Source organism: Thiothrix caldifontis (assembly GCF_900107695.1).
In the GTDB taxonomy this organism is placed as follows: Bacteria; Pseudomonadota; Gammaproteobacteria; order Thiotrichales; family Thiotrichaceae; genus Thiothrix; species Thiothrix caldifontis.
Genome location: NZ_FNQP01000004.1, coordinates 56,569 through 68,086, shown reverse-complemented (window position 1 = coordinate 68,086; position 11,518 = coordinate 56,569). Strand labels below are relative to the sequence as shown.

12 protein-coding genes are annotated in these 11,518 nt (G+C 49.0%); 8 read left to right on the top strand and 4 right to left on the bottom strand.

Annotation, left to right across the window (positions count from 1 at the left end):
* Positions 1–52 precede the first annotated feature (52 nt).
* On the top strand, positions 53–895 hold the full coding sequence (locus tag BLV87_RS04195; RefSeq protein WP_093065712.1) for an XAC2610-related protein: 843 nt from the start codon (positions 53–55) through the stop codon (positions 893–895).
* On the opposite strand, the gene BLV87_RS04190 is transcribed toward BLV87_RS04195, so the two are convergent.
* The 4 genes from BLV87_RS04190 to BLV87_RS04175 all read right to left on the bottom strand — a co-directional run bounded on the left by BLV87_RS04190 (position 892) and on the right by BLV87_RS04175 (position 6,072).
* Positions 892–2,241, bottom strand: coding sequence for a TrpB-like pyridoxal phosphate-dependent enzyme (locus BLV87_RS04190; RefSeq protein WP_093065710.1), 1,350 nt, complete (start codon positions 2,239–2,241; stop codon positions 892–894). The two genes, BLV87_RS04195 and BLV87_RS04190, sit on opposite strands and share 4 nt — an antisense overlap.
* A gap of 99 nt (positions 2,242–2,340) precedes the next feature.
* Positions 2,341–4,341, bottom strand: coding sequence for a DNA helicase Rep (gene rep / locus BLV87_RS04185; RefSeq protein ID WP_093065708.1), 2,001 nt, complete (start codon positions 4,339–4,341; stop codon positions 2,341–2,343).
* Position 4,342: 1 nt separating this feature from the next.
* Entirely contained in the window at positions 4,343–5,023 is a 681-nt protein-coding gene (locus BLV87_RS04180; RefSeq protein WP_093065706.1) for a DUF3226 domain-containing protein, read from the bottom strand.
* Complete coding sequence (locus BLV87_RS04175) at positions 5,023–6,072, bottom strand: AAA family ATPase (protein ID WP_093065704.1); 1,050 nt, start codon at positions 6,070–6,072, stop codon at positions 5,023–5,025. The genes BLV87_RS04180 and BLV87_RS04175 overlap by 1 nt, the downstream gene beginning before the upstream one ends.
* 83 nt (positions 6,073–6,155) lie before the next feature.
* Here BLV87_RS04175 and BLV87_RS04170 point away from each other — a divergent pair, with 83 nt between their 5' ends.
* From BLV87_RS04170 to BLV87_RS04140, 7 genes are all read left to right on the top strand, one after another.
* The gene (locus BLV87_RS04170; RefSeq protein WP_245706912.1) at positions 6,156–6,500 is read left to right on the top strand and encodes a thioredoxin family protein; all 345 of its coding nucleotides are present in this window, start codon (positions 6,156–6,158) and stop codon (positions 6,498–6,500) included.
* Positions 6,497–7,072 (top strand): 1,6-anhydro-N-acetylmuramyl-L-alanine amidase AmpD, encoded by a 576-nt coding sequence (ampD, locus tag BLV87_RS04165; protein WP_093065700.1) that lies wholly within the window; start codon positions 6,497–6,499, stop codon positions 7,070–7,072. Before BLV87_RS04170 ends, ampD begins: the two co-directional genes overlap by 4 nt.
* A 144-nt stretch (positions 7,073–7,216) precedes the next feature.
* Positions 7,217–7,819, top strand: coding sequence for an META domain-containing protein (locus tag BLV87_RS04160; protein WP_093065698.1), 603 nt, complete (start codon positions 7,217–7,219; stop codon positions 7,817–7,819).
* A 118-nt stretch (positions 7,820–7,937) separates the two neighbouring features.
* Positions 7,938–9,215 (top strand): serine hydroxymethyltransferase, encoded by a 1,278-nt coding sequence (gene glyA, locus BLV87_RS04155; RefSeq protein WP_093065696.1) that lies wholly within the window; start codon positions 7,938–7,940, stop codon positions 9,213–9,215.
* A 6-nt stretch (positions 9,216–9,221) separates the two neighbouring features.
* On the top strand, positions 9,222–9,731 hold the full coding sequence (nrdR, locus tag BLV87_RS04150) for a transcriptional regulator NrdR (RefSeq protein WP_093065694.1): 510 nt from the start codon (positions 9,222–9,224) through the stop codon (positions 9,729–9,731).
* Positions 9,728–10,843 carry a bifunctional diaminohydroxyphosphoribosylaminopyrimidine deaminase/5-amino-6-(5-phosphoribosylamino)uracil reductase RibD gene (ribD, locus tag BLV87_RS04145; protein WP_217629933.1) on the top strand — a complete coding sequence of 372 codons (1,116 nt, stop codon included), beginning with the start codon at positions 9,728–9,730 and terminating at the stop codon, positions 10,841–10,843. The genes nrdR and ribD overlap by 4 nt, the downstream gene beginning before the upstream one ends.
* Before the next feature lie 5 nt (positions 10,844–10,848).
* A complete protein-coding gene (locus BLV87_RS04140; protein WP_093065690.1) occupies positions 10,849–11,514 on the top strand; it encodes a riboflavin synthase in 666 nt (221 codons plus the stop codon).
* The last annotated feature ends 4 nt before the right edge of the window (positions 11,515–11,518 follow it).

Below are 11,518 nucleotides of genomic sequence, written 5' to 3'. Positions count from 1 at the left end.
CAGGCAGGCAGGTCGAGTTCTATCCAGTCATATAATGTCATGAGGTGCAAGTATGCAGATGCCTATCAACCTTGGGTTAGTCTTATTGGGGGTGAGTCTGAATGCTGTAGCCTTCACGACACCCCAAGGCTACGCCACATTACCTGTCACGTTCTCGCCCACCGCTAAGTCAGAAGTGGTGATTTCTCAGAAAGGCAATACCATTAGTGCCAAACTGCCCAGTGGTAAATCCCAAGCATTGGGGGAAATGCCCGATGTACCAGAAGGCAGTCAAACGATTGATGGTTTAGTATTACAAGCCGACTTTAACTTTGATGGGCTGGGCGATGTTGCCATACTGGATGGTGTTGGCTACGGTGGCGTAAACCTATTTTACCGCCTGTATCTTTGGAATAAAGCAACGGGTAAGTTTCAGGAATACCAAGAAACCATCAGCAACCCTACCTTGACCCCTGAAACCAAAACTCTCAGCACGGCACAACGTTCGGGGCCGCGTTGGTACAGCACGGATTACCGTTTCAATAAAGGCAAGCCCTATGTGTGGTCGGAAGGCACGATGGTGGGGACAGAAGGCGATTTATTTTTCGTCAAAATCTATAATTCGGTAGGCAAGCTTATTAAGAAAGTCGTGGCGGACACACAAGATGCCTCTGACGTTGATGATAAAAGTGTTGCGGCTACCCGCAAGATCACTGTTGCTAAAGCCGTGCTGTATAGCAAGCCCAATACTGCCAGCAAAACCAAACAGTATTTGATCAAAGGCGATACCGTTACACTGTTGGATTACCGTGAAAATGACGATGGTTCGGAATGGTTTTTGGTGCGTTTCAAAGGTAAAAAAGTGATTGAAAAATGGGTGGAGTGGGGCGCGATCCAACGCGCCCCAGCCAATTAGCCAAATTTAGGTAAATGAGCGAGTGATTCCTTGATGGCTTCTTCGGGGTAATCGAAGTCAGTCAAATCACCTTGCAGATAGCGGTCATAGGAAGTCATATCGAAATGCCCGTGTCCTGACAGGTTAAACAGCAAGGTTTTGGCTTCGCCTGTTTTCGTGCAATTTTGGGCTTCACGGATCGTGGCAGCAATCGCATGACACGATTCGGGGGCGGCAATAATTCCTTCACTTTTGGCAAACAGCACACCCGCCGCAAAGGTTTCCAATTGCGGTACAGCAACGGCTTCGATCAAGCCCTCATGATACAACTGGCTGACTAGCGCCGACTCACCGTGATAACGCAAGCCGCCTGCATGGATACCCGGTGGCATAAAATTGTGCCCAAGCGTATACATCTTCATCATGGGAGTCAGGCCAGCGGTATCGCCGTAATCGTAGGTGTAAATGCCTTTGGTCAACGTCGGGCAAGAGGTGGGTTCAACGCCGACGAGCCGAACATTTTTCCCGGCTGCATTATCGGCAAGGAATGGGAAGGCGATCCCACCAAAGTTAGAACCGCCGCCGCACGGAGCAAAAATCATGTCAGGGTAATCGCCGACCATTGCCATTTGCTTTTTGGCTTCTAAACCGATGATGGTTTGATGCAGCAAGACGTGGTTGAGTACCGAACCGAGCGCGTAATTGGTATCTGCACGGCTGGCAGCTTCTTCCACTGCTTCGGAAATGGCAATGCCCAATGAGCCTTGTGAATCAGGATGTGCGGCGAGGATAGCGCGACCGGATTCGGTCATGTCAGTTGGGCTAGCGAACACTTCTGCACCCCATGTTTGCATCATGGAACGGCGGTAAGGTTTTTGCTGGTAGCTGATTTTGACCATGTAGACGCGCACATCAATGCCGAATATCTGCCCTGCCAATGCCAGTGAACTTCCCCATTGACCTGCACCCGTTTCGGTGGAGAGGCGTTTGATGCCTGCTTGTTGGTTGTAATAGGCTTGTGCGACGGCAGTGTTGGGCTTGTGCGAACCTGCGGGACTGACTGCTTCATTTTTATAGTAGATTTTTGCAGGGGTGTTGAGCATTTTTTCGAGGCGGTGAGCACGGTACAGTGGGGATGGTCGCCACATGGTTAGGGCTTCGCGCACCGGATCGGGGATTTTGATCCAGCGTTCGCTGCTGACTTCTTGCATCACCAAGGCTTCAGGGAAAATCGCCAGCATGGCTTCGGGTGGCACAGGATTACCATCCGGTCCCAAGTAAGGTGACGGCGGGTTTGGCATGTCAGCAACGACATTGTACCAATGGGTAGGCATTTCTGATTCGGGTAGGTATATTTTGGTGGTCATCTATTCCTCCTTTCTCCGTACAGGATAAAGGGTTTATGTTCCCACTTGCCCTAAATAGGTGCAATGCTAAAAACGAACGGATTGACGATTATGTACGTTTCAATCCTCCAACAATGCTTGTAAGTTGGAAATATACGCCCGTGCAGTCTCTTGGCGCTCCTCTGGTGTGATCGCGGTTTTTTTGTTTTCCCATTCCAGATGTTCTGGCGGCAGTTCTTCAAGGAAACGGCTGGGTTCGACCGTGGAGGCTTCGCCGTAGCGTGAGCGGGTTTTGGCATAGCTGATAGTGAGGTTCTTTTGGGCACGGGTAATGCCGACGTAGGCAAGGCGGCGTTCTTCCTGAATGCTGTGTTCGTCGACGCTATTGGCGTGGGGAAGCAATTCTTCTTCCACGCCAACCAGAAACACGCTGGGAAATTCCAGTCCTTTAGCAGCATGTAAGGTCATCAAGGCGACAGCATCCTGTTCTTTTTCTTCGCTATTGCGCTCCAGCATATCGACTAGGCTCATGTGTGCAATGATGTCGCCTAAGGTTTCTTTGCCTGCGCCATCGTCGTGGAGCTTGCGTATCCATTCGACGATTTCCCAAACATTTTTCATGCGTGATTCAGCTTGTTTAGGGGTATTGCAGGTGTTTTTAAGCCAGTCTTCATAGCTGATGTCGTTGATGACTTGTTTGACAATGCTGGCCGGGTCGGCATTTTCAGCGGCACGGGTGATTTCGTGTAACCAAAAGCAAAACGTTTCGATACGTTGGGTGGCTTTAGCGGACACGCGTTGGGCAAAGCCGAGTTCTTGCGCGGCAGTGAGTAGGCTGGTTTTGCGTTCGTGAGCGTATTCGCCGAGTTTTTCCAGTGTGGATGTGCCGATTTCGCGTTTGGGCGTGTTGATAATGCGTAAGAAGGCGGCATCGTCGTCGGGGTTGGCAATAACGCGCAGGTAGGCAAGGATGTCTTTGACTTCCGCCCGCGAGAAAAACGAGGTGCCGCCGCTGATTTTGTAGGCGATATTATTTTCGCGCAGGGCCTTTTCAAACAAGCGGCTTTGGTGATTGCCACGGTAGAGGATAGCGAAATCCTTGAAATCAGCACGGTCGCGGAAGCGGGCTTTGAGGATTTCGCTGACAACTTTTTCAACTTCGTGTTCGGGCGTGCGGCACGGCATGATGCGGATCGGGTCGCCTTCGCCGAGGGTACTCCACAGATTTTTCTCGAATAAATGTGGGTTATTGCCAATGAGTTTATTGGCACTTTGTAAAATGCGGCTGGTGGAGCGGTAGTTTTGTTCCAGTTTGACCACCTTGAGCATGGGGTAGTCTTGCTGCAATTGCGCAATGTTTTCGGGGCGTGCGCCGCGCCATGCGTAGATGGATTGGTCATCGTCACCCACGGCGGTGAGTGCGCCGCGAATGCCTGCCAGCAAGCGGATCAGGCGGTATTGGCAGGCGTTGGTGTCTTGGTATTCGTCCACTAGCAGGTAGCGTAATTTGTTTTGCCAGTATTGCAGCGCGTCAGGGTGTTGCTCGAAAAGTTGTACGGGCAACACGATGAGGTCGTCGAAATCGACGGCGTTGTAGGCTTTGATCTGTCGCTGGTATTTTTCGTATAAAATCGCGGCGAGTTTCTCATCGGTAGTATTTGCCAGTAATGCGGCTTGCTCGACGGAGATGAAGTCGTTTTTCCAGCGCGAAATAATCCAGCGCAGGTTGTCGGCTTCCTCTACATCCTCTTTGTGGGCGAGTTCTTTGAGGATGGCTTCGCTGTCTTGCGCGTCGAGGATGCTGAAATTTTTCTTGTAACCGAGGCGTTTGGCTTCACGCTTGATAATGTTTAAACCAAGGGTGTGGAAGGTGGAAACGGTGAGTCCCTTAGCTTCTTCCTTGGTCAATAGTTGGGTGGCGCGTTCGCGCATTTCGCGGGCGGCTTTGTTGGTGAAGGTGATCGCCGCGATTTGGTCGGCAGAATGCACGCCTTTGCGGATCATCCAGGCGATTTTCTGGGTAATGACGCGGGTTTTGCCACTGCCAGCGCCTGCGAGGACGAGGAGGGGAGAGCCGAGGTGGGTGACGGCGGCTTGTTGTTGGGGGTTGAGTCCGTTCATGTTATTGGAATACTGCTTGTAGCCAGAGTGTGAAGGCAGTGAGTGCTGCGGAATCAGTGTTGAATACACCCGCTTGGTAGGCTTTTCCTGCGGATGTACCGGGTTTCTTTTGCCATGCGAGTAGGGTAGATAGACGTGCTTTGGATAAATGCGTGTCTTTAAACGTGCGTAAGTCGCCTAATTCGTTGATTGCTGTGTCGGCTTTGCTTAGTAAAGATTGTTGCGTGGGATTGCCTAAGTTATCGAGAAGTAAATCTTCTAGCATTCCATCTATGCTATGGGTTGGCATAATCCATAAACCAACAGATGGAATGCCTGCTTTGGTGTGTGAAAATATTTCTCCCTGACTTATAGAACTCTGTAGTTCAGTAATGATGTAACCATATTGTTCTAATAACGTTGTGATCTGTGCGCGGCGTTTGATAAAGCCATAGCCCTGAACAGATGAGTCGGCATCTACAATAACGGCTAAATGTGTTATTTGTTTTTTGCTGAGACGAGTGAGAGCTAAAGGCAAAGCAATGGTGCGTAAGACATCAACGCCATCACTTTCTGCTTGCTGACATAAGCTTCTAGGTGTTTCAGGTTCGATAGTTACATACAGTTTCAGAGTACAAATCAGTTGTTGGCAGAAATCTTTATCACTTTCACCTTCAACTAAGAGAATGCGTTGATCGGTCATTAACGAACCTCCATGCCGGATTGAACAATCCACGCAAGAGTTTTCTCATCATAAACATCGGCGAGAATTTTCCCGTTATCAGCGATGGCGGCACTGCGTCCTAGGGAAATGAGTTTGCCGTCAACTTCATCGTCTGCAAGTGATACCTTACAAAAAGCTTTTACAGTATCTTCACTGTGAGTTGTTGCAAATACTTGAATATCAAGCTCTTTCGCTAATTTGAAGAGCTTCTCCCACACTTCTTCTTGAATTGAGTAGTGCAAGCCATTCTCAAATTCGTCGATTAGCCAAAAACCACCATATTCACCTGAAAACATACCAGACTCGAATCCCCGCAAAAGCATTTGCAATAAACGCTTGATACCTTCACCCATGCTTTGTAGTGGTATAGCATCATTTATTCCATCTATTTTTATCATTGCTATGATATTCTTTTCTTTTTTTAAGAAATATAGATGATTTATTTTATTATTTATTATTCTCAGCCATTCTAGTATTAAATGATGTAATCCTGTGTCATTGAATTCATCATCAGTTGATAAAAATCCATATAATGAGTGAATAAATTCTTCCGACTCTAATTTTGTCGATGAGAATGAGCTATAAATAGAAGATGAATTAAGACGTTCCCTTGGCTCACTATCAAATAGATCAAATAGTTCTTGTAATGTGTTTATTTTTAATGCTATTGCTTTATTTGATTTTGAATGATCTGTTGTTGGTTTTTCTATTTTTCCTTCAATTGAACGTACTGATATATCTCCATTAGTTAAGCTAATTTCAATTCCAGTAGTATGATCTAAGTTTCCTATATATATGGAAGATTGAGTCTTTGAGTTAAATAGCTCTTCAATTTTTTCGAGTGATCGTTGTTGTGTAATTTTACGAATATTAGAAATTACAGCATCATTACCAAGTATATCTATTGCTTCTAACAACGTAGTTTTGCCGACACTATTCTTCCCCACAATCAGATTTACCCGCCCCAGCGAGGGGATAGTCAAATCTTCAAAGCAGCGGAAATTTTTGATGTGCAAGCTGTCGAGCATGGCGGTTGTCCTTCATCCATAAGTCCCCAAACTATAGCAAGTTTCGTGCAGGGGCAGTAACAAGTGGATGTATAATGCGCGGCATGAAAAACATTGCAAGTCTGACTGATCTGAACTTTCACCATGTGCTGGCGGAAACCCCCGGCGCTGCACTGGTATTTTTCACTGCCCCCAACTGCGGCGCGTGTCGCAATCTCAAGTTGGCCTTGGGACGCTACTTGCACGAATACCCACCCTTGCCGCTATTTGAAGTGGATGCTGTTCACAACGGTGGGTTGGTGAATGCGTTCGATATTTTCCATCTGCCCGCAACTTTTTTGTACGTTGATGGGCATTACCACTGCGAATTGCGCTGTGAGCCGTTGCCTGCCCGTATTCACACGGCGATTCAAACTGCGCTGGCGCAACCTGCCGAGGATGAACCTTGAACATAGACCGAGAAACTGGCTTATTGGACGGCGCACGCCACTGTCCATCCCCTAACTACGACGAACGCCCGCAAGGTTGCATTCCTGAATTAATCGTCTTGCATAACATTAGTCTGCCACCCTACGAATTCGGTGGGCCGTGGATCGACCACTTGTTTACCAATCAGCTTGACCCTACCGCTCACCCTTTTTTTGCGGATATTTGCCATTTGCGGGTGGCAAGCCATTTGCTGATTCGGCGAAATGGTGAGCTTGTGCAGTATGTACCTTTCCATAAGCGTGCTTTTCATGCAGGTGTTTCTAGCTACAAAGGCCGGGAGCACTGCAATGACTTTTCGGTGGGGATCGAAATCGAAGGCTCAGATTTTGAGCCATTTACAGAGGCGCAATATGTTCAGCTTGAAACACTACTCCCCGTTTTGGTGGATGCTTATCCAACGCTGAACTTGGCAGATATTACGGGGCATGAACATATTGCACCGGGACGTAAAACGGATCCTGGGCCGTTTTTTGATTGGAAACGTTTGAGTGAGCGTTTGGGCGTGACGTTGCCTGCGGCTGCTTGCGAATAGAGTGTGGTATAAATCCAACACTAGGGGGTAGAAAATATTCAATGTGGTGAAAGGTTAGCATTGTTCTTATACTTAGGAGGGTGTCATATACATGTGACGTATCATTCACCCCACATAACCATCACCAATCATTGAGGGAAACCCATGAAAACGAATGCTGCCCAGTCTTGTCTTTTTGTTCAGGTTCGCCGCGTTTTGCTGCTGCTTCCTTTAGTATTAGGTAGTGTTTGCGTTCATGCAGATACGACTACACCCCCTGATACTTCTGTCACGCCATTGCCAGCAGGTGCTTGTCCGTTGAATAGTGGCGGGCCGTCGCTACTGAATACAGAATGGCGTTTGCTATCGGTGTATGGCAACACAGTACCTAATGAATTGAATATCAGTATGAAAGTAGGTGAGGTGGCGTTATCGGGTTCCGCTGGATGTAATGATTACAACGCCAATTTTAAACAGGTTGGGCATACCGGTTTTATGATCACAAGCATTGATAAAGGGCGGGACGGTTGCCCGATTGTGCGCCCTGAGGCAGGTAAGCAAACCATCAATGTTGGTGATTGGGAGGGGGCTTATCTGCGCACACTCCAGCGTGCTGGTAGTGTGGAAACGATTGGCAATACCCTGCATTTTTATAATCGTAGTGGTGAGCCTTCCGTGATTTTTGGCAAAAAGTTTGGTGGGCCAGATGCAGAAACTCCAAAAGATGAAACACCACCGGAAGCTAAACCACCGGTTAGCATGTACTAAACCGTCGATAATTTTGGTTTGAGAGGCATGTCAGCTTACAAAACAGCATAGGTTGAGCCTGAAAACAGTGGTATGCTATAACGCTTTTTTAGCTTTCAACGTGCAGGAGAAAAGCGGCATGTTTTCCAGCCAGATGACAATCGCAGGTTACGATGATGAATTGTGGAGTGCCATGCAGTCCGAAGTGCGCCGTCAGGAAGAGCACATCGAGCTGATTGCCTCTGAAAACTACGCCAGCCCGCGCGTCATGGAAGCGCAGGGTTCGGTGCTCACTAACAAATATGCAGAAGGTTATCCTGCCAAGCGTTACTACGGTGGTTGCGAATACGTTGATAAAGCGGAACAACTGGCGATTGATCGCGTAAAGCAACTGTTTGGTGCTGATTATGCTAATGTGCAGCCGCATTCTGGCTCGCAGGCCAATGCTGCGGTTTACATGGCACTGTTAAACCCCGGTGATACGGTATTAGGAATGAGTCTGGCGCACGGTGGTCACTTGACCCATGGCGCAAAAGTTAACTTCTCCGGCAAAATCTACAATGCAGTCCAGTATGGTATTACCGACGACGGCTACATTGATTATGCCGAAGTCGAGCGTCTGGCATTGGAACACAAGCCCAAAATGATTGTGGCAGGCTTTTCAGCTTATTCCCGCGTAATTGACTGGGGTAAATTCCGTGAAATCGCTGACAAAGTTGGCGCATACCTGATGGTTGATATGGCGCACGTGGCGGGTTTGGTCGCTGCGGGTGTTTACCCCAACCCGGTGCAAATTGCTGACGTAACAACCTCCACCACGCACAAAACTTTGCGTGGCTCGCGTGGGGGTATTATTCTCGCCAAAGCCAACCCTGATCTGGAAAAGAAATTCAACTCATTGGTTTTCCCAGGTATTCAAGGTGGCCCTTTGATGCACGTCATTGCGGCAAAAGCAGTGGCTTTCAAAGAAGCGCTGGAGCCTGAATTCACGATTTATCAACAGCAAGTGGTCAAGAACGCCAAAATCATGGCAGAAACCTTAATGGGGCGTGGCTATAAAATTGTGTCGGGTGGCACAGACAATCACTTGATGTTGATTGACTTGATCGACAAAGGGATTACGGGTAAAGCAGCAGATGCTGCGCTGGGTGCTGCGAACATCACGGTTAATAAAAACTCCGTGCCAAATGACCCACAATCACCGTTTGTCACGAGCGGAATTCGTATCGGGACACCCGCCATTACTACCCGTGGTTTCAAAGAAGCTGAATGTACCCAATTGGCTAACTGGATTGCAGATGTGTTAGATAATGTTGAAGATGTCGCCACCATCAATCGGGTAAAAGGGCTGGTGCTAGACATTTGTGAACGTTTCCCAGTGTACCGTTCCAGTACATTTGGCGATCACCCGGCGTAACTGCTGATGCGATGCCCTTTTTGCGGAGCGGATGATACGCGGGTCATTGACTCGCGTTTGGCGAACGAAGGCGACCAAGTGCGGCGTCGGCGGCGCTGCTCGGCTTGTGATGAGCGCTTTACGACGTATGAAGTGGCAGAATTGACGTTGCCGCGCGTGATTAAATCCAATGCGGCACGTGAACCCTTTGATGATGATAAGCTGCGAGGGGGTATTATGCGGGCATTGGAAAAGCGCCCGGTGTCGATTGATCGTATTGAGGCCGCGTTAAGTCACATCCGCAAACGCATTCTCATTAGCGGGGAGCGTGAAGTACCCTCATCCATGATCGGTGAATTGGTCATGGATGAATTGCGTCAATTAGATGAAGTTGCCTATATTCGCTTTGCATCGGTGTATCGCCGTTTTGATGCGATTGAGGAATTTCGTAGCATGATTGAGCATTTGGAAAGTGACCCCACGCCAGAGCAACGCAACCGCCAGATCAACTTACTGCCTATTATCCCCAAGGCATGAGTTTTACCCCAGAAGACCATCGCTACATGGCACGGGCGCTACAACTGGCGCGACGTGGCTTGTATAGCACTCAGCCTAACCCACGAGTGGGCTGTATGATTGTGCGTAACGGTCAAATCGTTGGCGAAGGTTGGCATGAACGTGCTGGCGAACCTCATGCAGAAGTCCATGCCCTGCACATGGCGGGTGAATCAGCACATGGCGCAGATGTCTATGTTACCCTAGAACCTTGTGCGCATTACGGGCGTACTCCGCCGTGTGCAAATGCGTTGGTGCAAGCAGGTGTTGTCCGCGTTGTGGTTGCTATGGTTGACCCTAATCCACTGGTGGCAGGCAACGGTTTACGGATTTTGCAACAAGCTGGTATTGCCACCGCATCCGGTTTGTTAGAAAGCGATGCCCGCGCTCTTAACCCCGGTTTTATCTCGCGTATGGAACGCAACCGCCCCTACATTCGCATTAAAATGGCCATGAGTTTGGATGGACGTACCGCGATGGCATCGGGTGAAAGTGTCTGGATCACGGGTGAGGCAGCGCGGCGTGATGTGCAGTTTCTGCGAGCGCAAGCTGGTGCAATTCTGACAGGTATTGGTACGGTGTTGGCGGATGATCCCTCCCTCAATGTGCGTTTAACGGCAGACGCGCTGGGTATTCGTGGCGAAGTACGTCAACCCGTTAGGGTAGTATTGGACTCTGGTTTACAGTTTCCATTGAATGCTGCAATGCTCAAATTGTCAGGCGACATTCTCATTTACACCTGTAGCGACAACCTTGCGAAAATTACCCAGTTGGAAGCGGCAGGTGTTAGAATCCGCCGATTTTCCGGCGATAAACTCGTGCTTGCCAATGTCATGACTGCTTTGGTAGACGATGGCATTACCGAAGTTCATGTTGAAGCCGGAGCAACCCTCAGCGGTGCATTAGTGGAACAAGGCTTTGCTGACGAGCTGGTGATCTACCTTGCGCCGCATTTGATGGGGTCTGACGCCCGTGCTTTGTTTAACTTACCGCACCTTACCCAAATGCGTGAATGCATTCCGCTGGAAATTCGTGATATTCGCGCAGTCGGGCAAGATTGGCGTATGATTATCAGCCCCAAAACCAGAGGTTAACCTGCATGTTTACTGGCATTATCGAATCCATCGGCACCATCCGCGATATGCAGCCTATCGGTGGCGATATGCGCCTGACGATTGCTATCGGCAAATTGGATATGCGTGATGTTGCCCTTGGCGATAGCATTGCGGTGAATGGCGTGTGCCTGACCGCGATTGCTTTTGATAGCAGCAGTTTCAGCGCCGACGTTTCCCGCGAAACTTTATCCCTGACCAGCCTTGGTGAGTTGTCACGCGGTTCAAAAGTAAATCTGGAAAAAGCCCTGACCCTGCAAACCCGTTTGGGTGGGCATTTGGTCAGCGGTCACGTCGATGGTTTGGGTGAAATCATTAGCCGTCACGACGATGCGCGGTCGGTGCGTTTCAGCATTCGCGCCCCAGACCACCTTGCCAAATACATTTCGGCGAAAGGCTCAATCACCGTCGATGGTACAAGCCTCACCGTCAACAAGGTGGATGGCAGCACCTTTGAACTCAATATCGTCCCGCACACGCTGGAAGAAACCATCATTGCCGACTACCGCAGCGGCACACAGGTGAATCTGGAAGTCGATGTGATCGCCCGTTACCTCGAACGCCTGTTGCTAGGCGACGAAGCCGCGCATTCGAGCACCAGCGGCAGCAACATTACCGAAGCATTCCTCGCCGAACACGGCTTTATGAAGTGAGAAA

Excerpts from the sequence above, each read along its gene's own strand:
- BLV87_RS04180 (WP_093065706.1), bottom strand. The coding sequence starts at position 5,023 with ATGACCGATCAACGCATTCTCTTAGTTGAAGGTGAAAGTGATAAAGAT.
- BLV87_RS04195 (WP_093065712.1), top strand. The coding sequence starts at position 53 with ATGCAGATGCCTATCAACCTTGGGTTAGTCTTATTGGGGGTGAGTCTG.
- BLV87_RS04190 (WP_093065710.1), bottom strand. The coding sequence starts at position 2,241 with ATGACCACCAAAATATACCTACCCGAATCAGAAATGCCTACCCATTGG.
- glyA (WP_093065696.1), top strand. The coding sequence starts at position 7,938 with ATGTTTTCCAGCCAGATGACAATCGCAGGTTACGATGATGAATTGTGG.
- rep (WP_093065708.1), bottom strand. The coding sequence starts at position 4,341 with ATGAACGGACTCAACCCCCAACAACAAGCCGCCGTCACCCACCTCGGC.
- ribD (WP_217629933.1), top strand. The coding sequence starts at position 9,728 with ATGAGTTTTACCCCAGAAGACCATCGCTACATGGCACGGGCGCTACAA.
- BLV87_RS04170 (WP_245706912.1), top strand. The coding sequence starts at position 6,156 with ATGAAAAACATTGCAAGTCTGACTGATCTGAACTTTCACCATGTGCTG.
- BLV87_RS04160 (WP_093065698.1), top strand. The coding sequence starts at position 7,217 with ATGAAAACGAATGCTGCCCAGTCTTGTCTTTTTGTTCAGGTTCGCCGC.
- nrdR (WP_093065694.1), top strand. The coding sequence starts at position 9,222 with ATGCGATGCCCTTTTTGCGGAGCGGATGATACGCGGGTCATTGACTCG.
- BLV87_RS04140 (WP_093065690.1), top strand. The coding sequence starts at position 10,849 with ATGTTTACTGGCATTATCGAATCCATCGGCACCATCCGCGATATGCAG.
- BLV87_RS04175 (WP_093065704.1), bottom strand. The coding sequence starts at position 6,072 with ATGCTCGACAGCTTGCACATCAAAAATTTCCGCTGCTTTGAAGATTTG.